The following is a 21660-nucleotide window of genomic DNA, read 5'->3' as shown; positions in this document are numbered from 1 at the left end:
TAAACTGAGCCGATTTTATTTTACGTTCATTACAAAAACACCGCTCCATTTTGGTTTCGGCGGAGATTCCTGATAGTGAGTAACTCTTCTTAAAAATACCTTGGAGGGTGCATCATTATATTTTTCTGCACATTCAGAAAAATACTTTTCGGCCTGCTTCCATTTTCTTTTTCTATAATAAGAAAGTCCTGTTTCAAATAGTTTTTTTATATCATAAAGTTTTTCGGTTGTAAGTTTCTCGGTAGGCTGAAGAATTTCGTAAATACGGACAGCTTCCGTTTTTCCCTTAACTGCAATAAAATCAAGCTCTCTGCAAATAAAATCTTTGCTTAAATTTTTATAAACCTCTTCCGATATGATCGATTTTGAGCCGTATTCTTTGTTTGCACCTTCAAGACGGGCTGCAAGATTTACCGTGTCTCCTATGGATGTAAAATCTTTGCGGGTTTTGGAGCCGACGGGACCGAATACTACGGGCCCCGAATTAATACCTATTCCTATTGAAACTAAAGCGGAGTCTTCTTTTAGAGCCGTCTTCTGCTCCCTTCTCATCGCTTTGCGTATTTCCATAGCGGCCTTACATGCATTGATTTCTTTTTTAGGTCCTGAGAAAAAAGCCATAATTTCATCGCCGACGTACTTATCTACATCTCCCCCGTTCTCGAAAATTATCTTTGTTTCGAGATCAAGATAGCGGTTTAAAATGTTGATGACCTCACGAGGCTGCATGTTTTCGCACATGCTTGTAAAACCTCTTATATCGGTAAACAAGAAACAGAGGTCCCTTGTGGCGCTTTTATTTGAAAGATTTTTTTCTGCATTTTGAATAGTATGAAAAGATACATAGGGTAAAATTCCGCGGATAAGCGAGATAATATTTTTTAACTCTATTGAAAGGGTTTTTATTTCGTCATGGGTTTTGATGTTTTCTTCAAAAATAAGCCGATCGGCTTCAACTGATGCATTGCTCGAAATCATTTCGCGTAAAATATTTGCGGTTTTTCGTATATTTCCGCATAAGAAAATAATCGGATTTGCAATAAAGTCCGCCAAAAAAAGAACGATGATTATAGAAGCATAGAAAAACACGGCCGAAATTGAAAACACAAAAACCTTTGCCTTAAAATAAGGGCGGTCTAGAATTTCTTTAAGATATGTAACAACGGAGAAGCCTACAAGTCTTTGACCCTCCTTACGGGTAAAGGTTACGGGATAGACATAAAGGCAGGTTCCTTTTTCTTTATTATAAATAGGCGTACTGACCGTAGCTTCATTTCTGAAATGTTTTATATACAGGGCTGCTTCCTCAGGGCTTATGTTCTTTTCTTCTTCAGGTATCAACCGTACCTGTCCTGCGGCTGTAGTATAAGAAAACACATCAAAAAAAGGCAGCTCGGTAGATCCATTGATTTCTTCAAGAAAAACAGGCTGTTTATTGCTTGTGGTTATTATATCAACCCTTTGGAAGGGGAAGGGCGAAGATAGATTGGTCTTTTTTATTCCTTCTAGGAAGGCGTTGATTTTAGCGTGCAGACCGTCCGAAAAGCTGTATATGGCTGCAACCTGCTCGGCCTGACTTTTTCCTGTTGTGTTGACGTTTTGGGTGAGAAGCATGTTATAGTTTCTCAAATCCGTGTAAATAAAGGTTGAAAGAATCACTAATATGGTAAAAATAATAACTATTGTTATTTTTATTTTTATGTGAGACCTTTTTTTTCTGTTTTTAAAACGGTTTATGTATTGTTTTAATAGCTTGTCTATAGAAAAAGCTTCTTCCTGTATGGGTTCGGAGGTATTTTGTAGTGCTTTTTCTTTTTTCTTTTTTAATTTATCGGCTATTCGTTTGTTTAACAGTTCTTCCTTACTTTCCTCTTCTTTTAGCAATCGTTTATATTCAACATATGATTCGTTTTGTCTTTTTATGGAAATTATGCCGTGTGCTATCAAAAAAGCATGAAATATAAGGGCTATAAAAAAAGCAAAATATGTAAGGGGACTTAGAGAATAGAACCATCTGGGAGTGTTTGCAAATAAATTCATGCCGGAAATCGAGGCTGAAAGATAAAGGCTTATAGGCACTAAAGCCGAAAAATAAACAATTTTTGAGGATATTTTTGTTTGAAAAATTGATACAAAGATAATTATAAATGCAATAGGCAATAAAAACAGCAATAAGCTGCTTACATAAAAAAAGTTTAAACCGCTTTGTATAAAGTTTGAAAATAATACCGTCATAGGGTAAAGATTTACTGCTCTCTGCGAGGTATTAAACAAGTCCATTTTAGTCATGCTAAACGGAAAAATCATAAGTACTGCAAGAATTATAAGAGAAGCTATTTTTACCGTATCAGGGTGAAAATAAATTTTTTTTATCCGTTTAAGGAATTTATCTAGGTCCTTTATCATCATAGATAATAGTTTACACACTAAATGCTTTTTGTCAATACAATAAGGGGAAGGGACAAACCCCCGTTCAGAGCGGTGGTTTTTCCCTTCCCCTTTGACCCCATCCCTTTTCCTCGCGCTGCCAAAGGGCTTGCCGCCCTTTGGAATCCGGCATTATTACAAAGTTTTTAGTTTATTCTTTGGTCGAGATTAAAAAAGAATAAAATTTTACTATATGTTGCAAAGTTTGCATACAATAATTATGAAAAGGGGGAAAATTTTCTTCTTTAAAAAATTATTAACGGGGCTTAATTATGGAAAAATTATTTAAAATAACTTTACGCAACGACTATGCATTTAAGCGTGTATTCGGAGTAGAAGAAAACAAAGATATTCTTCAAGATTTGTTGGAATGTATATTGGATATTCCATCTAAGGATATTGCGGGCTTGGAACTTCTGGATAAGGAGTTTCATAAGGATTTGATAAGCGACAAAACCGGTGTCTTAGACGTAAAATTACGCCTAAAAAACAACACGATTATCGACATCGAAATTCAAAACAGATGGAACAGCGAGTTTGCTCAAAGAACCATCTTTTACTGGGCTAAAATGTATACGGAAAACTTAAAAACGGGTGAAGTGTATACAAAACTGCCCAAATGTATTACAATAAACATAGTGGGTGAAGGCTTTGATTTAAATAATCTTATTCACAGTGAGTATAATGTGGTAGAAAAGCACCTAAACGAAAGGCTTTCCGATGAGCTTGAAATTCACTTTTTAAACTTAACCAAAGTTAAAGAACAACAAGAAAGCTTTGAACAGGACGAAAAGAGAAAGAAACTTTACAACTGGCTGAAATTTATTAAAACTGATAATCCGGAGGTAAGAAAGATGTTAGAACAAGAATCCCCCATGATGGCAAAAGCCAATACAATGATAGAAGTAATGGAAATGAGCCCAAAAGAAAAGTGGCTCTATGAAAACCGCATGAAATACGAACACGATAAGGCCTCTTGGAAAAATGCGGGGTATCAAGAAGGTATTGAAAAGGGTGCTCACCAAAAAGCCCTTGAAACTGCAAAAAATTTGCTTGAAATGGGGCTTAGCCCGGATTCCATTATAAAAGCTACCGGTTTAAACCTTAACGAAATCGAAAAACTATAATTAGGGGAAGGCCCCCCGTTCCCTTACGGGCTTTTCAAGTCAGAGCGGTGGTTTTTCCCTTCCCCTTTGACCCCATCCCTTTTACCTCGAAGCTACGCTGGTTGTACTCGCGCTGCCAAAGGGGATTTCCCCTTTGGAACCCCCGACTTTTTTCAAATTTTACCATTTATTACAAACTTTTCGTACAATAATTATGAAAAGGGGGAAATTTTTCTTCTTTAAAAAAAATTATTAACGAGGCTTAATTTATGGAAAAATTATTTAAAATAACTTTACGCAACGACTATGCATTTAAGCGTGTATTCGGAGTAGAAGAAAATAAGGATGTTCTTCAGGATTTGCTGGAATGTATATTGGATATTCCGCCTGAAAGCATCTCAGGTTTGGAGCTCTTGGATAAGGAGTTTCAGAAAGAGCTTTTAAGTGAAAAACTCGGTGTTTTGGATATCAAGTTAAGACTTAAAGATGGAACTTTTATCGATATTGAGATTCAAAACAGTTGGCATTTTGATTTTCCTGAAAGAACTTTGTATTATTGGTCTAAAATGTACAATGAAAACATAAAACAAGGCCAAGACTATACAAAACTGCCAAAGTGTATTACAATAAACTTGATAGGAAAAGGCTTTAATAAAAATAAGCGTTTACACAACAAGTATTTTATTCTGGAAAAAGATACAAAAGAGCCTTTAGTTTCAAAATTTGAGATTCATATATTGAACCTTGAAAAAGCAAGGCTCTTAAAAGAAGGTCAATATAAAAATAATAAAACAAAACGCTTATTAAACTGGCTGAAATTTATCGAAACTGATGACAGGGAGGTACGTAGTATGCTGGAACAAGAATCGCCGATGATGAAAAAGGCAAATGCAACGATAGAATTAATGGAAATGAGTCCTAGGGATAAATGGCTTTATGATTCCCGTATGAAATATGAACATGACAGAGCTTCATGTATAAGCGAAGGTTATCGGCAGGGTATTGAAGAAGGAATGTTGCAAGGTGAAATAAAGGGTATTGAACAAGGTATTGAAAAGGGTGCTCACCAAAAAGCCCTTGAAACTGCAAAAAATTTGCTTGAAATGGGGCTTAGCCCGGATTCCATTATAAAAGCTACCGGTTTAAACCTTAACGAAATCGAAAAACTATAATTAGGGGAAGGGACAAACCCCCGTTCCCTTACGGGCTTTTCAAGTCAGAGCGGTGGTTTTACCTCGAAACTCCGTTGGTGGTGCCCCTTCCCCTTTTTCGGAGAAAGGTGTTTCTCCTTGAACTGAATCGGTGCAGGATCCGCTTGTTTTTGTTGTTAATATGCCGAAAAAAGGCAAAAAAATTAGAAAAATTATAAAAAAAATGCGAATTTTGTGTAACTTTTTTGTATTTTTGCTTGACAAGTGTTTTTGGCTGTGTTACAATGTCGTCAAACAAATAACAAGGAGGAATTTTTTATGAAAAAAATTCTGTCAATTTTGATGATTTTGGTGCTCTTGGGCGGAGCAGCTTTTGCCCAACTTACACCTCAAGTTACAGCAAATGCTTCTGTAAACTGGGGAATTGACTTTGGAGCAGGCAATAATGCAAAGGCCCAACATGGTTTTGAGAATTACTTGGACGCAAAGGTCGTAATCCCTCTTTACATGGGTACTTTAAACTCAAAGACCGAAGGTGACGTTCGCATGAACTTTGATCTTGGTGTAAACTTAGCTTACAGATTCTATGACCAGTTGTCAAATAGTGCATCACCCCATTTGGCTTGGGATTCGGATGCCGAGTTTAAACTCTGGAGAAAAACATTAAGCGATATGTCTGCATCTATTCATTTCTTCGGCGGTTACATGAATGTTTACGGACGCCCTGACTTTTCTACAAACTATGCACAGATTTGGTCACCTATCCGCGACAATGGTATAGCATGGGGTCCTGAAACCTCAGGCGATATTACTGGTTTTGGTACAAAACTCGGTTATGCAAGCGATGACCTTGCAGGAACAGGGCTTAAATTTGATGCCGGCTTAAAATTCGGATCAAACGGTTCATGGAAAGCTAAGGGATCAGCATCTCAAGATAAGTTTAAGGTTGTAGATTTGAAAGCTGGCGACACATCAATTGCTGGTGCTACATATTATAAGCAAAATGGTTACGATGGAGAAGGTAAGCCGATATTTAGTTCTACAGCAGCTCCTGCTTTCACAGGTCCTGTTGACCCTGCCACAGGTCTTCCTACCGTAGCTGCTGGTGAAGCCGGAAAATATTTGGTACAGACAGCGTCTACTGCAACCGGTCCCGCAGCAAACAAATATGCTTTCGGACTTGATTTAAGCTTAGGTTATGATAAGTGGGTTACGCTTGATTTCGGTATCAATGCAACTTTTGATAACGTTAAGGACTTTGGAAAGGCCGGTGTTCATGAAGATGTTGCAGCAGGATCAAATCCGGATAAGCCGTATTTAGGTATGGGATTCAAACTCGGATCAAAGCCTGTTGATGGTCTTGCTCTAACCTTAGCCATGGATGCCTTAATGAATGTAGGTACGGATTCAAAGGTTGCTTTTGATCTTCGCTTTGATGCTTCTTATAAGTGGGTAGCTCTTGGTGCCTACTTCGGTAATGATTTGTCTGCTTATGCCGGAGAGGACAAGAACGGCGATGCTATTGGTGATATGGCAGCAATGATTGCCTTTAAATCAGCAGCTTCAGGAAATACAAATTTTGTTGAAGGTTTGGCATTTGGCGTAGACTTCAGACTTAACCATCTCTTAAGCGCAGTTCCCACCGGTGATAAATCTACATTACCTATGGGTCTAAGTGCTTGGGTAAACTACAAGTATGCTCTTACAGATTCAATGTGGATCAAGCCCTATGTTAACTTCTGGGGTGAAACCAACAGAAAATCTATAGATCCTAGCAAAACCGATAAGTTCTTCGGTGTTGCCTATAAGGTCGGTGCTACATTCTCTCCTGCAGAGAAAATTGAAATTGACACCTACTGGTCACAGGGTAAACTTTCCTGGAATAAATATGAAGGTACTCAAGGCATGATTAGCGCTCCTGCTTTTGATGCACACAATGGTACTTTTGTAATCGGTGTTAAAGTTATCTACTAATCTCTATATCTAGTATAGTTTAAAACCCGCCGCAAGGCGGGTTTTTTTGTGTTTAATCGAGTCTGCTGCTATTCTTAAAACATTGAATAATCCTGCGTCTTATGATATAATCGGTTTTAGGAGGCTTAAAATGGATTTTGATTTTTCGAGAAAGATACCGATAGGGATTCAAAGTTTTGAAGATTTACGCAGAAAAAACTTTTTATATGTAGATAAAACTCTATATGCTTTTAAGCTGGCCAACTTAGGGAAGGTATACTTTTTAAGCCGTCCCCGCCGCTTTGGAAAAAGTCTTTTTCTCTCGACTTTGAAGGCCTATTTTTTAGGGCAAAAAGAGCTTTTTAAGGGCTTGTACATCGAAAAGGCTGAAGAAAAGCGGGCCGAAATCGAAAAAAACGAAGCATGGGGTGAGTATCCTGTTTTGTATATGGATTTTAATGTGGGCCGATATGACTTGGATGCTGCTCTTGCTGAAAGCCTAGACTACTTTTTAAAAAAAGAAGAAAAACTCTACGGGTTAAAAAATGAAGGCGATTCTTTCGGAAAGCGTTTTCAGTCACTAATAGAAACCGCCTACAACAAAACCGGAAAGCAGGTGGTCATTCTTGTGGACGAATATGATAAACCCCTTTTACAAACAATGGGTGTAAACGAAGCCTTAAACGAAGAATTCCGCAATACCCTTAAAGCCTTTTATTCGGTAATAAAAACTTGCGACCAGTATATCCGCTTTGCTTTTTTGACGGGAGTTACAAAGTTCAGTAAGGTAAGTATATTCAGCGACTTAAATAATCTGCAAGATATAAGTATGCTGAATGACTATGCCGAAATATGCGGCCTAACTCAAGCCGAGATAGAAAAAACCTTTAAGCCTGAAATAGAAAGACTGGCGAAAAACACCAAAAACAGCTATGCTAAAATGCTTGAAGAACTAAAAAAGCGGTACGACGGCTATAAGTTCAGTGTTTTAGGAGAATCTGTCTATAACCCGTTTAGCATATTAAATACTTTAAACTCCGGCGAATTAAAAAATTATTGGTTCTCCACAGGCACGCCGACTTTTTTGGTAAACTACCTAAAAGATGCTCATTACAATATTCCCGACCTAGACGGAAATGTTGAATTAAATGAAGCGGGGATAGAATTATACCGTGCAGATGCAAAAAATCCATTACCGATATTGTTTCAATCGGGCTATTTAACGATAAACGAATACATAGAAGAAGTTAATATGTATCGCTTAGGCTTTCCGAATGATGAGGTACGTTATAGCTTTTTAGAAAATCTATTCCCGTCATATTCTTCACTTAGGCCTGATGAAACGGGAGTTTCAATATGGAAGTTTGTCGAGGATATCCGATCCGGGAATGTCGATGAGTTTATGGAAAGGATGCAGGCTATAATAGCCGGTGTGCCTTACGATAATCTTCCAAAAGATAAGCTCAAATTGAGGGAGCAAAACTACCAGACTGCCGTTTACCTAATCTTTAAACTTATGGGGCAATTTGTGCAAACGGAAATACACTGTTTAAAAGGCAGGGCTGACTGTATAGTACATACTAAGGATTCGATATACATCTTTGAGTTTAAGCTGATGAGTGCAGGTACGGCAGAAGATGCAATAGTCCAAATAAAAGAAAATGGCTATGCCGCTCAATTTAAGACAAGCGGCAAAAAAATAATTCTGATAGGTTCGAGTTTTAATGAGGAGGAAAGGACTATCGGCGAATGGAAGTCGGAAGAACTTTAAGCTATTAAAAACCTGTAAGAAGGAAAGTTTATAGAAAAATCATAAAAAAAGCTGCCCAAGCATTTGAACTTGGACAGCTTTTTAATTATCGTTTTAAAGTAAAAGACTTATTTTGTCTTTAAATATTCGTTAATTGCGGCAGCGGCTTTTCGGCCTTCGCCCATTGCAAGAATTACGGTAGCAGCACCTAAAACAATGTCGCCTCCTGCCCAAACTCCCTCGATCGAGGTTTTTTGGCTTTCGTCAACGACGATATTGCCCTTTTTGGTAACTTCCAAACCATGACTTGTTTGAGCCATAAGGGGGTTGGAGTCGTTTCCGAGGGCAACGATTACGGCATCAACCTTTATTTGATGCTCGGTACCGGGTTTTTCTACAGGCTTTCTTCTGCCGGATTCATCAGGTTCGCCCAATTCATAGTCTAAAACTTCTATTGCGCAAACCTTTCCTTCTTCATCTCCGATTATTCTTGTGGGGTTTTGAAGGAAGCAGAACTCTACGCCTTCTTCCTCGGCATGGGCAACTTCTTCGATTCGGGCGGGCATTTCGGCACGGGTTCGGCGGTAAATACAGTAGACTTTTTTACAGCCAAGGCGGTAGCCCATTCTGGCAGCATCCATAGCAACGTTTCCGCCTCCGATTACGGCTAGAGTTTCAGCCTGATACAGAGGGGTATCGGAGTGCGTTGCATCATAGGCCTTCATAAGGTTAGCCCTTGTCAAATATTCGTTTGCACTAAAAACACCGATGAGGTTTTCGCCTTCAATTCCCATAAATTTGGGAAGACCGGCACCGGTTCCGATAAAGGCGGCATCATATCCGTCTTCTTTTAAAAGCTGCTCAAGGGTCTCGGTTCTTCCTACCAAGAAGTTGGTTTTGAATTCAACGCCCATCTTTTCGAGGTTTTCGACTTCCTTTGCAACGATTTCTTTCGGCAATCGGAATTCGGGGATTCCGTAAACCATAACGCCGCCTGTTTTGTGGAAGGCTTCAAAGACTGTTACCGAGTGGCCTTCCCTGCGGACATCGGCTGCAACAGTCAAACCGGCAGGGCCTGAACCGATGATAGCAACTTTTTTTCCGGTTTCGGGAGCAACGGGTGGAATGGTAATCTTATTATTGTTTCTTTCCCAGTCGGCGACAAAGCGTTCAAGACGGCCGATGGCTACAGCCTGTTCCGTGGATTTGAGCATCTTACCTACAGTACAAAAAGCTTGGCACTGCTTTTCTTGAGGACAAACGCGTCCGCAAATTGCAGGTAAGAGGTTTGTTGTTTTTATAATATCGACAGCCTTTTTATAATCGCCTTTTTGGATTTCGGCAATAAATTCGGGAATCGGTATACCTACGGGGCAGCCTTTAACGCAGGGCTTGTTTTTGCAGTTTAAGCATCTTTCCGCCTCAATGCGGGCCTGTTCATCGGTGTAGCCCATGGCAACCTCATTCATCAATGAGGCTCTTTTATGAGGATCGAGGGTCGGCATTTCCTGAATAGGAATCTGAGCCCTTTCTTTAGGGGTTAAGGTTTTGCCCTTTAAATCGGCCCAAAGCTGTTTGGCCCGATCTGAAAGCTCTTCATGGGTTACATGTTTATGACATTCTTTATTTATATTTTCCATATTTTTCCGCTCCTTAATTAAAAATACCGGACTTGCACTTATGCCTATCCTGATCTTCGCGTCCGCGGAAGGCCTTCATTCTCATCATCATATTATCGAAGTCAACCTTGTGGGCATCGAATTCGGGGCCGTCAACACATACGAACTTGATTTGATTGTCTACGGTTACACGGCAGCCGCCGCACATTCCCGTACCGTCAATCATAATCGTGTTAAGTGAAACCGTTGTTTTTATTCCGAATGGACGGGTGGTTTCGGCACAGAATTTCATCATTATGGGCGGGCCGATTGCAAAGACTTCGTCGGGAGGAGTTTGACTTTCACAGAGTTCTTTTAAAGGTACGGTTACAAGAGCCTTTCTTCCATAAGAACCATCATCTGTTGTGATAATTAGCTCATCGGCGATAGCCTTCATTTCATCTTCAAAAACGATTAGATCCTTGTTTCTTGCTCCGATGATAACTATGAGCTTGTTACCTGCTTCTTTAAAGGCTTGAGCTATAGGGTACATTGGGGCAACACCAATACCTCCGCAGACACAGGCAACGGTTCCGCACTTTGTGATGTGGGAGGGGCGTCCAAGAGGGCCTAAAATTGCAGCGATAGAATCACCTACGTTTTTATTGCAAAGTTTGATGGTTGTGGCTCCTACGGCCTGAATAACGAGGGCGATCCAGCCTTCTTCGGCATTTGCATCGGCAATTGTGAGAGGAACTCTTTCACCGAAGTTGGTATCTATTTGAACGATTACAAACTGTCCCGGATGTCTGTTTTTTGCGATTTCCGGTGCTTCAACGCGCAAATAAAAAACCTCAGGCGAATATTGCCGTTTTTCAAGTATTTTGTGCATAATCATACTCCTTAAGGTTTATAATCTATAAAAAAATAATGATTTAAGATGTTAGACAAGTCTTCAAATCAATGATAACCTTAACGGGTTATTATATCAAAATTCAAAAAATCTTGCAACAGGCGGAAATTTGTTTGTTTTGTTTTTTGCCGCGGAAATACATTCCATTAAAAACTACCGATAATAAAAACTGGACAAGCGGCTTTTTTTGTGATACAATTTTCACATTAAGAAGGAGGTTTTTATGAAAAAATCTAAGATATTGTGTTTACTTATGTTTTTTGTTGTTTTGGGAATACTGACGGCGGAAAAGTCCTCTAAAAAAATGTATGTGAATATAAAAGAAACATGGATAAAATCCGATTCAGCTTTTTTTGCTAAAGACCTTGTGAGAGTAAGGTACGGGGATCAGGTATATCTTTTAGAAGAAAAAGGAAAATGGATGAAGGTTTCTCCCGTTTCAAACCCGAACCTTGTAGGCTGGCTTCCGAAGGCAAATCTTACAAAGAAAAAAATAGCCGGCTCTTTTGATAAAAAAACTTCTGCAGAAGCAAAGGAATTGTCGCTTGCAGGAAAGGGCCTAACTGAAGGCTCGGGCTCGGAGTTTTCGGCTTCAGGTAAAAAAAATTATGCGGCAGTTGACAGCGTTGAAGGCATAAAGGTAAACCCGGCGGATTTACATTTTTTTATTAAAGAAGGCTTATTGGAGGACGGTGAATAATGAAGAAAAAATTCGGATTATTTGTAATTATAAGTTTAATACCGGTAGTTGTTCTATCTTGTGCCCTATTGGGAAGTTTAGATGATCCTCTTGCCTTTACAAAAAATGCTATAGATGCTGCCGCTCCTATTATTGAAGCCTCGAAGCCTATTGAAAATGAGGAAGAGTATTATATAGGCAGGGAAGTTGCTGCCATCATTTTAAGTAATTATAAACTTTACAGGAACAAGCCGTTGGAAAACTATCTTAACTTGATCTGTATGACCTTGGTTTTGAATTCCGACGTACCCGAATCCTATAACGGCTATCATGTTGCGATATTGGATACGGACGAAATAAATGCCTTTGCAACACCCGGCGGTCATGTGCTGGTTACCAAGGGACTCTTGTCTTGTGCGGATTCCGAAGATGCTCTTGCCGGTGTCATAGCCCATGAGCTTGGGCACATTCAACTAAAGCACGGTATAGGAGCTATTAAGGCTAATAGAATAACTGCTGCCGCTGTAGAAAGTTCGGCAACAATGGCTGTAGGCTCCGATAAAAAAGCGGAACTTAAATTTTTAGAAGATGCATCAAAAGAAATTGTAACAACCTTAGTGAATTCAGGTTATTCTAAAAGCCAAGAATATGATGCAGACCGTTTTGCCGTCAAGCTGATGGCAAGGGCGGGATATGATCCCAATGCTATGACCGAAATGCTTAAAATTATGAGTGAAAAACAGAAGCATGACAGTAGAGGCTTCGGCAAAACTCACCCATCAGCAGTTTCCCGTATAAAATCCGTAGAAAAGGAATCGAAAAAGCTTGCAGGCGACTATAACCGTTCCGCGAGGCTTAACCGCTATCAAAAGAATAAACTGAAATAAGGAAAAAATTATGAAGAAAATACGAAGGCTGTTTTTTATTTCCATTCCGGTTTTTTTCATTGTGCTTTTTTTTATTTATTTGGGAGTTTTTAAGCAGGCGGAATATTTTTTTTATGATGATAGAATGAATAGGACGGCTTCTTATTTTTCTCCCTCCGATGAAATTGTTTTAGTTTTAGTAGATCAAAAAAGCTTAAACTATGCAGCTTCCGAAAGGGGATGGACTTGGCCTTGGCCGCGTGAAGCCTATGCCGAGATAGTCGATTTTTTTTCAGGCGGCGGAGCAAAGTCGGTTGCCTTTGATATGCTTTTTACGGAGCCTTCTTCCTATGGGGATGCTGATGATAAAAAATTTGCTGATGCGTCAAAGGAAAGCGGCATAGTTATTCAAACCGTTTTTTTTGACAAGGTCCAAGGGAATACGCAAAGCTGGCCTGACAGTGCTCCTAAGCCTGAACAGTTAAGTAAAAATGGATTAGGCCCTGCTAAGGAGTTGCCCGGTATTTTTCCTATAGATGAAATTGCTTCGTCTGCCAGACTCATAGGGAATGTAAACAGCCTTTCCGATTCTGACGGAACTATCAGGCGTGCCCGTCTTTTTTATTCGTGGAAAAATTATAAGATTCCTACTCTGGGAATTGCTTCTTATTTTGTGGGCGGAGATGAAGATGAGGCCTTACCTGAAGAGATTAATCTCCGCTTTATAAAAAGTATTGACGATTATTTGCCTTACAGTGCAGGCGACATTTTAAAGGCACAAGCAGACATAAGGGCGGGAAGGGAAAGTGAACTGAATCCTGAAGATTTTGAAGACATGTATGTTTTTTTCGGGCTCTATGCTCCAGGCCTTTTCGATATTTGTCAAACCCCAGTTTCCGCTTCATACCCGGGAGTCGGCATTCATATAACTCTTTTAGATAATATTCTTTCGGGTAATAGGATTGTAGAAACAGGTTTTTTGATTAATGCTTTAATTATTTTAATTTGTATTATTCTTGCAGGCTTGCCTGAAATTTTTTCGGAAAAAATAAAATCCAGAACTGCTTCGATAAGTATAAATGCTGTGAGCTTTTTGGTTTTTGTTGCCCTCTATCTTTTTATCGCATATTATCTATTCCGTTTAGGAATTGCGATACCCGCGGCTTCGGTGCTTGCCGGAATGATCTTATCTTTTGTTGCCTCCCTCGCAGTTAGTTACATGGTTGAGGGTAAACAAAGGCGTTATTTAAAAAATGCCTTTAAGCAGTATCTAAGCCCTGCCGTTATTGAACAGTTGATTGCCGACCCATCCCAATTAAAGCTCGGCGGGGAACGTAAAGAAATATCGATTTTCTTTTCGGACTTGCAAGGTTTTACTTCAATCTCGGAGAGTTTAAGTCCCGAAGCTCTTACCGAGCTTTTAAACGATTATCTTTCGGATATGAGTAAAATTATCTTGGATTCGGGCGGTACAATCGACAAGTATGAAGGTGATGCTATAATTGCTTTTTGGAATGCTCCTGCACGAGTGGAACATCATGCCCGTTCTGCCTTAGAAGCGGCTTGGGCTTGTCAAAAAAAACTTGAAGAAAGGCGTGCCGATTTTGAAAAGCGGGCTCAAGGCAGGCCCTTTAAAATGCGCATAGGGCTTAATACGGGCTTTGCTATCGTCGGCAACATGGGCTCGGTAAGCCGCTTCGATTATACAATGTTAGGTGATTCGGTAAACTTGGCCGCCCGCTTGGAAGGTTTAAATAAGCAATTCGGTTCTTACACAATGTGCGCTGAGGCCGCAAAAAAACAAGCTGAAGAAAGCGGCACAATTCTAAAATTCAGAGAGCTTGCCCGTGCCGCAGTTGTAGGAAAATCCGAACCCGTAGTTGTTTATGAAGTCATGGACGAAAAAACTTATAACGAAAAAAAAGTCTTGCTCGATTCCTTTGATAGAGGTTTAAAAGAATTCTACGCCGGAAACTTTAAAGAAGCCTTAAATATTTTTGCTCAAACGGAAGAAGCCGATCCTCCTTCAAAGCACTATGCAGAAAAATGTAAAACCCTTATTTCCCAAAAACCTGAAGGCGAGTGGCTGGGCATTTGGAAGGCCGATACAAAATAATTTTTTAAATTATTAAACCATAAACATAGAGGTTCTAATGCAAAACAATAAATCAAAACTTATCATTATCTTGATATTGGCAGCTTTTTTATTTTCGTGTTCTAAAGAGGTTAAAGAACCTGCGGAAGAAAAAAACGTAGCTGAAAAGAAACCTTTAGTAATACTTGATTATACTGTTCCTCCAAAAAAGCTTGACCAAATTAAACAAGGATCTGAATCGGAAGAAGAAGATATTGATTTTACTGAAGAAGATCCTCCAGTTGTACTAACCGACGAAAACACTCCTGAAACAGGGCTTATAAAATTACTGGAAAGCAAAAAAAGACATGCATGGAGTCTACATAAAATCCAGTTAGAAATAGATATGTACGATGTTCATGGAAATTCGTATGAAGAATTTGAAAAAAGCGGTATTGATTATCTAAACAGACAAAAAAATACAGAGATAGTCAAAGTTGATTCGGATAATAAAAATATTTATTGTAAACAGACATTAAACCTTCCAAGTGGAAAAGAATTAATATATGATGTTGTTTATACTTTTTATCTATATCCGAAAAATTTTGCTTATACAAATTATGAACTAAGAGAAAAACCCGTAATAGCCGATAGGCAAGTACAGGAATCAAAAAGAGTTCATGGGAAAATAACAGAAGCCGAAAAAGATATAAACAAAGATAAAAATATTAAAATATTTGAAAGATACATAAATAAATACACTAAGGAACATCGGCATAAAACGGGTGATAAGCCGTATAAGGTATTTGATTATGTAAAGGGTAATTTTAGTAATTCAGGAAAAGATGAATATATAGTTTTGTTTACGGCTCCTTTTACTAAATCTGAGTTGGAAGATGGTATATTTCTTTTGGAGTATAACTATATAAAATATGTCGAGTGTTTTATCATGGAAAACGATAAAGTAATTAAAATGTATAAACTTCCGGGACATTGGGGGCATGTTGTACCGAGGGATAAAACAAAAATAGATTTGGGCGAGCAATTTTCTTTTGGGTGGATTGCCGATTTTAATCAAAACGGAATAAACGAGATATTTGTTCACCGCAAAGAGGTATTCGGTTCAAGTTTTTTCTCAATAGAATTTATTGATAATAGATTTGTTGAAATACCTATCACTAATCGAGGTGATATTCTTAAATCGGTTGACTGGGAACAAGCTAAAATAGTAGTTGAAACTAATCCATTTCGGTCACTGGTATTGGATTCTAAAGATACCAGACCTAAATATTTTGCAGAATATCAGTGGTGTGAAAAAGAGCGTTGCTATGTTCTTTTATCAAATAAACAATATAAATAAGGAGGTTATAGTGAAAAAAGACAAATTAAAACTTATTTTTATCTTAATATTAGCGGCTTTTTTATTTTCGTGTTCTAAAGAAATTAAAGAACAGAAGCCTGAGGAGACAAAAGTTGAAACATCTACAAAAATTGAACCGAAAGAAAATGAATTTTTATCAAAGCCCGAATATAACACGCACGTGAAGAGTCCTGAACAAATTAAGGAATTAGAAGAAAAATACAAAAAAAGTAAAGCATACGAGGAAAGTCTTAAACAGCTTAGAACCGAGCTTGATAAGAAAGAAAAAATTCTAAGATATAAATGTCCGGTATTTATGAGTATTGATAATCTGGCACAACAAAAGGCTCCGGCACTGTATAGTTCGGTATATAACCTTGAGTTTATTCATTTTTATGAGATAAAAAAGGAAGGTGAATTTTGCTATTGTAAATATAAAGCTCCTACCCAAAACGGAGGAACTCTTGATTATCAGGTTACCTATAAGTGGTATAACATTGAACAGATGTATCTTCCTCTCTCTTATGACCTTTTAAGTGAGACTAATATGGTAAAAATAAATGACGAACTTATAGAAAACCAAGTGCACGGCTCTATATATAGTATGGAAAACGATGAAAAAAAAGATGAAATGATAAAACTGTTTGAAGATTACGAAAACACACGATATCCTTTATATTTTGAGGTTGTCCATACAGATTGGGATACGGGAGTCAAAACTATGGGATATAAACAGTATGATATGAAAATCCTTGATTATGTAAAGGGGAACTTTACAAACTCAGGATATGATGAATACTTTGTTATGTTTTATGAAGATGCCCCTGATCCGGAAATATATGATCAGTTTATAGAAAGAGTGCGATGTTTTGTAGTTGATGAAGATAAGATAATCAAAGATTACTATATTACTGTTCCTAGTGCATCATTTTTTCCACCGCATATTGAACGAGGCGGTCTTTTTGGGTTAAAAAATTTTGGATTTGAGTTTTCTCAAGGGTGGGTGTCGGATTTTAATCAAAACGGTAAAAATGAAATATATTTTGTAACTCATTTTAGCACAGGTAGGAATTTCTTATTTATAATTGAATTCAATGGCGAGTTTTTTGTTACCGGTTATGTATATGATAATGATTACGATGTAGTATCTGTTGATTGGTATAAAAAAATGATTATAATAAAAGATAAGTCGAGGAGCGGTGAATGGATAGATGATTATCAATGGAATGATACTTTAAAAGAGTTTATTTTATTAAAAAGAAAATATTAGGAGGGATTAAAAAATGGAAAAAATTATTAAATTAACTGATGAAGAGTTGTTAAAAATAAACGGAGGAGGAGAGATTAATGATGCTATAGATGATGAGGTAATATTATCGAGAAAAAGGCGTATTAATCTTGAAAAGTCTCAAGATACTGTACGGGAAGCTGCAATTTATCGGCCTTATGCAAAAGGAAATTTTGACTATGAAGGCGCCGCAGAAGGTGTAACATGGTGTAACCAATCAAGTTATGATGTAATGGAAGCTACCGGTGTCCATATGGAAGCATTTTATGGAAAACCGGATGGGTATAAAGGAAAAGAAGGTCAAAGAGGCGCCGGATATTGGGTTAATGCAAATACAGCCTGTAAAAATGTTGAAAATTATATAGATAAATATGCAAAAGAATGGGTTAACGCTAAGATAAAGGAGGTTGGACTAACAAATATAGAGGCAGGGTTTGACTATATAGGGCCGAACTCGGTTAAAAATTATAATGAAGCTTATACAAAAAAGTATAACGAGTTATCCGCCTTACAGCCTATAACAAGTTTAAATGTTGCGGGGCTTCCTGTAAACGATACTGCAATAAAAGAAGATCCGTTTGGGGTGTAGGGAGCCGTGTTTAATAAAAAATCCAATTTAACCGTGGTCTTGCAGCAAGATACTCAGGACTGCGGTCCTGCCTGTCTTGCAACTCTTTGCAAATATTACGGGAAAAGAATACCTATTTCTTATATATGCAAAATAGCAGGTACGGATAGAGGCGGTACCTCAGGATACGGAATTGTCCGCGGTGCAGAAGAATTAGGATTTTCATGTCAGGGAGCTTTAAGTCCCGAAAAAGAATTTTCCGAGGATATCGTCTTCCCCATAATTACTCATTTAAAAAGAAATGATTCAGAACATTATGTTGTAATTTTTAAAATTAAAAAAGATAACGTAATTATAGGAGACCCTGCTTCAGGGCTTTTGAAAATACCTATAAGTGAATTTAAAAAAGAGTGGAGCGGTGTCTTTTTTGTTTTAACTCCTCAAGAAAAATTTAAGTTAAATAAAGATTCAGGCAGTATTTTAACCCGTTTTTTGTATCTTTTAAAGCCCCATAAAAAAATAGTAGGCGAAGTTCTTACGGCAAGTATACTCTTAAGTTTTTTAGGTATAATCGTTGCTTTTTATTTTCGGTTTTTGGTTGATGAAGTTTTATATTCAGGTACAAAAATAACGCTTAACTTGGTTTCTTTAGGATACCTTGTTGTAATTATTTTTCAAACGCTGTTAAATATTTCGCGTAATCAACTTATGCTTCATATGAGCAGTAAGATGGAAGCTGCTTTAAGTTTTGAATACTTTGACCATGTTCTTCATCTTCCGATGGATTTTTTTACTACACGCAAAACAGGAGAGGTCCTTTCCCGTATTCATGATGTAAATACTATAAGACAGGTTCTGTCTTCTACAGGAATGAATATTATCTTGGACTCCCTAATGCTGGTTGTAGGCGGAGCTTTTTTATGTGCATCAGGCGGTATACTCATGTTGATTGCCGTTATTCCGGTTATTATTTCTGCCGTTGTAATATGTTTTTTTGTGCAGCCATATAGAAGAATGATAAAAGAAAAGGCCGTAATAGATGCCGAAAAATATTCAGGCATGGTAGAGTCCATAAACGGAATAGGAACAGTAAAGGCTCTTTCAAGTGAAGATCTTGCATTTGAGCGAACCGAGGTAAAAATGGTAGATTCCGTAAATAAGGGGATTGAAATAGGTACGCTTGCAAATATAGAAAATGCCGTGCAAATGACTCTTTCGCAGCTTGGAACTTTAGGCGTTTATTGGGTAGGCAGTTTTAAAATATTAAACGGAACAATGAGCCTCGGGCAGTTGATAGCATTTTCTATTTTATCGGGATATTTTTTAGGCCCCTTAGGGCGTTTATTAACCTTGCAACCTACATTACAGGAAGCCTTTGTTGCAGCAAACCGCCTTTCCGAAATACTTGATATGCCTATCGAAAAAACAACCTATTCGGGAAAAACTAAAATAGAAAATATAGAAGGTTCTATCGAAATTAAAGACCTCTGTTTTGCATACGGTTTACATGGTAATACATTAGAAAATATTAATTTAAATATAAAACCCGGAATGAAAATTGCTTTTGTAGGAGCCTCCGGTTCAGGCAAAACAACACTTGTAAAACTGCTTATGAAATTTTATAATTTTCAAAGCGGGGAAATCCTTATTGACGGTTTAAATATAAAAGATTTGGAAACCGAATCGTATCGTAAACTTATAGGTTATGTACCTCAAGAAGTTCTATTATTTTCAGGTTCAATTAGAGAAAATATTTTATGGGGAAACGGGTTTTTACCGGAAAATGCTTTGTATTATGCTGCAAAAGTTTCCCGCTCCGATGCTTTTATCAATAAGCTGCCCGATCGTTACGAAACAATTATAGGAGAACGGGGTGCAACTCTTTCGGGCGGTGAACGGCAGCGTATAGCCTTGGCCCGTATTTTACTTAGGGAACCTAAAATACTGATACTTGATGAGGCGACTGCAAGTTTAGATGCTATTACCGAAAAAGCTATAATGAGTACAATTGAAGAAATAATTGAAAATAAAACTACAATTATTGTTGCTCACAGACTTTCGACAATTATAAATTGCGATAAAATTTTTGTTTTTGATGGAGGTAAAATAAAAGAAGAAGGAACACATAAAGAGCTTATTTTAAAAAACGGAATATATACCGATCTTTGGAATGCTCAAAATACAGGTGTTTAACTTTTATTCTTAACTATGAACCCTATACGCCTTATACATCTTAAAGATTTACGTTATAAACACGAAATATTTTTACAAAAACCGCCTGTAGTTTTAACTGTTTTTATTTACATAATAGGTAGCTTGATGCTGTTTGCTTTTTTATATTGCATATTTGGAAAAATGGAAGAAGTAGTATATGCAAAAGGACAGGTAAGGCCTGTACAAAATATATCATTAGTAAAAAATATAATTGCAGGTGAGATTGTACAAATAAATTATTTGCCTGGACAAAAAATAGAAAAGGGTGTAGAACTTGTAAAAATTGATGACAGTATTTATTCGGCAAGAAAAGAAGCTCTTCAAGCCTATTATATGGTAAAGAAACTTTTTTTTATGTTTATGTGTTGTATATTATCTTCATTGTATGCAATTGAATATGAAGAATTTATTGCCGGGGTTTTAACAAACAGTAATGAATATCAAAAAGCTCTTAGTAAATATAATATAAAAAAAACGGCAGCACAAAAAATACAATATAGATGGATTCCTAAATTATCTTTAAAGTTAAACTATATTAGCAATGTGGAGATTAAGACTCATGACCAAATACATGCCTTTACAACAGGTCTCAATTTAAAACAAACCCTGCCTATGGGAATGGGATTAACTTTTAATATTGATAATACATTTGCTTTAAGTAAAATAAAAGGTGCAAAAAATGAATACAGCTCTTCTTCCAAGACTCAATTTTCAATGCCGCTTTATTTTTTTGCTCCGGCTATTTTAAAACCGTATGCAGAGCATGAGTTTTATTTGGGTGAAGATAGTATTAGTTTTGTCGATTTGGAATTACAACGAATAAGAGAAAAAATAATCGCAGAGGCAATATATGTTGCTGTTTCTTATTGGCTTCAAAAAAAGACTATAGCAATTGAAGAAGAAAAGTCACAAATAGATTTACAACTGGGCCTAAATGATGAAGCTTTATGGAAGCAAGGAAAACTTTCTACGCTTGAACTTTCGGAAAGAAATACAAAAAGATATAATAATCAATTAAATTTGTTAAATTCAAAAAAAAGATACCTTCAAATGCTTCATACTTTAAATTTGACAGGGATGGGTGCAGATGCAATGCCGAGTAATATTGAATCTTGGATAAAAAAACTTGAAAGCTATATTTCTCATGAGTATATAAATACTGATACCGAATTTTTACTTAAACAAAAGCAATTGAAAGTAAATCAATATTATACATTGAAAGAACAGCTTAATCGGCTTCCGTCGTTTATATTTTCATTTACACTTGATCCGGCTTCTAAATCAAAAGGCGGTGTGAAATTTAAAGATACTATTCAAAATTACTGGAAGGCTGAGAAAAGCTGGCTTTTTAATTTTGCTGTTGGAATAAATATTCCGCTGTCTCCACTTGATGAAGTCTATGATATAGATAAGACTACTAAAGAACTGCTTAATTTAAATAAACTGGAAATTGAAGCTCTTAGTATGAACTATCAAAATAAAAAAGAAGTTCATGAAATAAATTTAAATATTTTAAACGAGGTTTGTATTTTAGCAGAAAAGAATAAAGAGAATATACAAAATCGTTTAGCTTCTTCAGAAGTTTTACTAAAACAAGGCTATATAACCGAGATCGATTTTAAAATTCAAAATCTTGATTATCAGCTTTCGCAATTAAATAGTCTAAAAGCCAGACTTGATTATATAATTGAAGTTTTAAATTATTAATTTTTT

At 37.1% G+C, this 21660-nt stretch carries 15 protein-coding genes; 12 read left to right on the top strand and 3 right to left on the bottom strand.

Annotated features, from left to right (window positions below; translation table 11 throughout):
• Nucleotides 1-15: 15 nt before the first annotated feature.
• Nucleotides 16-2409 carry an adenylate/guanylate cyclase domain-containing protein gene (locus tag HGJ18_RS10720; protein WP_253696401.1) on the bottom strand — a complete coding sequence of 798 codons (2394 nt, stop codon included), beginning with the start codon at nucleotides 2407-2409 and terminating at the stop codon, nucleotides 16-18.
• Between the two features lie 290 nt (nucleotides 2410-2699).
• Here HGJ18_RS10720 and HGJ18_RS10715 point away from each other — a divergent pair, with 290 nt between their 5' ends.
• The 4 genes from HGJ18_RS10715 (at nucleotide 2700) to HGJ18_RS10700 (ending at nucleotide 8408) form a co-directional block, all read left to right on the top strand.
• Nucleotides 2700-3554: an Rpn family recombination-promoting nuclease/putative transposase gene (locus HGJ18_RS10715; protein WP_253696399.1), complete on the top strand. Its 855-nt coding sequence runs from the start codon at nucleotides 2700-2702 to the stop codon at nucleotides 3552-3554.
• Nucleotides 3555-3802: 248 nt separating this feature from the next.
• Nucleotides 3803-4705, top strand: coding sequence for an Rpn family recombination-promoting nuclease/putative transposase (locus HGJ18_RS10710; RefSeq protein WP_253696397.1), 903 nt, complete (start codon nucleotides 3803-3805; stop codon nucleotides 4703-4705).
• Nucleotides 4706-5002: 297 nt separating this feature from the next.
• Entirely contained in the window at nucleotides 5003-6658 is a 1656-nt protein-coding gene (msp, locus tag HGJ18_RS10705; RefSeq protein ID WP_253696395.1) for a major outer sheath protein Msp, read from the top strand.
• 130 nt (nucleotides 6659-6788) lie between these two features.
• The gene (locus HGJ18_RS10700; RefSeq protein WP_253696393.1) at nucleotides 6789-8408 is read left to right on the top strand and encodes an ATP-binding protein; all 1620 of its coding nucleotides are present in this window, start codon (nucleotides 6789-6791) and stop codon (nucleotides 8406-8408) included.
• A 107-nt stretch (nucleotides 8409-8515) separates the two neighbouring features.
• Here HGJ18_RS10700 and gltA read toward each other — a convergent pair whose 3' ends face one another.
• Nucleotides 8516-10027: an NADPH-dependent glutamate synthase gene (gene gltA, locus HGJ18_RS10695; protein WP_253696391.1), complete on the bottom strand. Its 1512-nt coding sequence runs from the start codon at nucleotides 10025-10027 to the stop codon at nucleotides 8516-8518.
• A gap of 13 nt (nucleotides 10028-10040) precedes the next feature.
• A complete protein-coding gene (locus HGJ18_RS10690) occupies nucleotides 10041-10877 on the bottom strand; it encodes a sulfide/dihydroorotate dehydrogenase-like FAD/NAD-binding protein (protein WP_002666100.1) in 837 nt (278 codons plus the stop codon).
• 244 nt (nucleotides 10878-11121) lie between these two features.
• Here HGJ18_RS10690 and HGJ18_RS10685 point away from each other — a divergent pair, with 244 nt between their 5' ends.
• The 8 genes from HGJ18_RS10685 to HGJ18_RS10650 all read left to right on the top strand — a co-directional run bounded on the left by HGJ18_RS10685 (nucleotide 11122) and on the right by HGJ18_RS10650 (nucleotide 21654).
• The gene (locus HGJ18_RS10685) at nucleotides 11122-11598 is read left to right on the top strand and encodes a hypothetical protein (protein ID WP_253696389.1); all 477 of its coding nucleotides are present in this window, start codon (nucleotides 11122-11124) and stop codon (nucleotides 11596-11598) included.
• A complete protein-coding gene (locus HGJ18_RS10680) occupies nucleotides 11598-12464 on the top strand; it encodes a M48 family metalloprotease (RefSeq protein WP_253696387.1) in 867 nt (288 codons plus the stop codon). The genes HGJ18_RS10685 and HGJ18_RS10680 overlap by 1 nt, the downstream gene beginning before the upstream one ends.
• Before the next feature lie 10 nt (nucleotides 12465-12474).
• A complete protein-coding gene (locus tag HGJ18_RS10675) occupies nucleotides 12475-14559 on the top strand; it encodes a CHASE2 domain-containing protein (protein WP_253696386.1) in 2085 nt (694 codons plus the stop codon).
• A 37-nt stretch (nucleotides 14560-14596) separates the two neighbouring features.
• Nucleotides 14597-15877, top strand: coding sequence for a clustered-type lipoprotein (locus HGJ18_RS10670; RefSeq protein ID WP_301338923.1), 1281 nt, complete (start codon nucleotides 14597-14599; stop codon nucleotides 15875-15877).
• 10 nt (nucleotides 15878-15887) lie between these two features.
• Nucleotides 15888-17147 carry a clustered-type lipoprotein gene (locus HGJ18_RS10665; RefSeq protein ID WP_253696384.1) on the top strand — a complete coding sequence of 420 codons (1260 nt, stop codon included), beginning with the start codon at nucleotides 15888-15890 and terminating at the stop codon, nucleotides 17145-17147.
• Nucleotides 17148-17160: 13 nt separating this feature from the next.
• Nucleotides 17161-17754, top strand: a complete 594-nt coding sequence (locus HGJ18_RS10660) for a bacteriocin-type signal sequence (RefSeq protein ID WP_253696383.1) — start codon at nucleotides 17161-17163, stop codon at nucleotides 17752-17754.
• Nucleotides 17755-17760: 6 nt separating this feature from the next.
• Entirely contained in the window at nucleotides 17761-19926 is a 2166-nt protein-coding gene (locus tag HGJ18_RS10655) for a peptidase domain-containing ABC transporter (protein ID WP_253696381.1), read from the top strand.
• Between the two features lie 162 nt (nucleotides 19927-20088).
• Nucleotides 20089-21654, top strand: coding sequence for a TolC family protein (locus HGJ18_RS10650; RefSeq protein ID WP_253696380.1), 1566 nt, complete (start codon nucleotides 20089-20091; stop codon nucleotides 21652-21654).
• The last annotated feature ends 6 nt before the right edge of the window (nucleotides 21655-21660 follow it).

Origin of the sequence: Treponema denticola, assembly GCF_024181405.1 — a bacterium.
Classification (GTDB): domain Bacteria; phylum Spirochaetota; class Spirochaetia; order Treponematales; family Treponemataceae; genus Treponema_B; species Treponema_B denticola_D.
The sequence above is the reverse complement of the archived record's forward strand: the minus strand, read 5'-3'. Positions and strand labels throughout refer to the sequence as shown.

Bases quoted from the DNA above. Each gene is read 5' to 3' on its own strand.
- HGJ18_RS10720 (WP_253696401.1), bottom strand. From the start codon at position 2,409: ATGATGATAAAGGACCTAGATAAATTCCTTAAACGGATAAAAAAAATT.
- HGJ18_RS10715 (WP_253696399.1), top strand. From the start codon at position 2,700: ATGGAAAAATTATTTAAAATAACTTTACGCAACGACTATGCATTTAAG.
- HGJ18_RS10710 (WP_253696397.1), top strand. From the start codon at position 3,803: ATGGAAAAATTATTTAAAATAACTTTACGCAACGACTATGCATTTAAG.
- msp (WP_253696395.1), top strand. From the start codon at position 5,003: ATGAAAAAAATTCTGTCAATTTTGATGATTTTGGTGCTCTTGGGCGGA.
- HGJ18_RS10700 (WP_253696393.1), top strand. From the start codon at position 6,789: ATGGATTTTGATTTTTCGAGAAAGATACCGATAGGGATTCAAAGTTTT.
- gltA (WP_253696391.1), bottom strand. From the start codon at position 10,027: ATGGAAAATATAAATAAAGAATGTCATAAACATGTAACCCATGAAGAG.
- HGJ18_RS10690 (WP_002666100.1), bottom strand. From the start codon at position 10,877: ATGCACAAAATACTTGAAAAACGGCAATATTCGCCTGAGGTTTTTTAT.
- HGJ18_RS10685 (WP_253696389.1), top strand. From the start codon at position 11,122: ATGAAAAAATCTAAGATATTGTGTTTACTTATGTTTTTTGTTGTTTTG.
- HGJ18_RS10680 (WP_253696387.1), top strand. From the start codon at position 11,598: ATGAAGAAAAAATTCGGATTATTTGTAATTATAAGTTTAATACCGGTA.
- HGJ18_RS10675 (WP_253696386.1), top strand. From the start codon at position 12,475: ATGAAGAAAATACGAAGGCTGTTTTTTATTTCCATTCCGGTTTTTTTC.
- HGJ18_RS10670 (WP_301338923.1), top strand. From the start codon at position 14,597: ATGCAAAACAATAAATCAAAACTTATCATTATCTTGATATTGGCAGCT.
- HGJ18_RS10660 (WP_253696383.1), top strand. From the start codon at position 17,161: ATGGAAAAAATTATTAAATTAACTGATGAAGAGTTGTTAAAAATAAAC.
- HGJ18_RS10650 (WP_253696380.1), top strand. From the start codon at position 20,089: ATGGAAGAAGTAGTATATGCAAAAGGACAGGTAAGGCCTGTACAAAAT.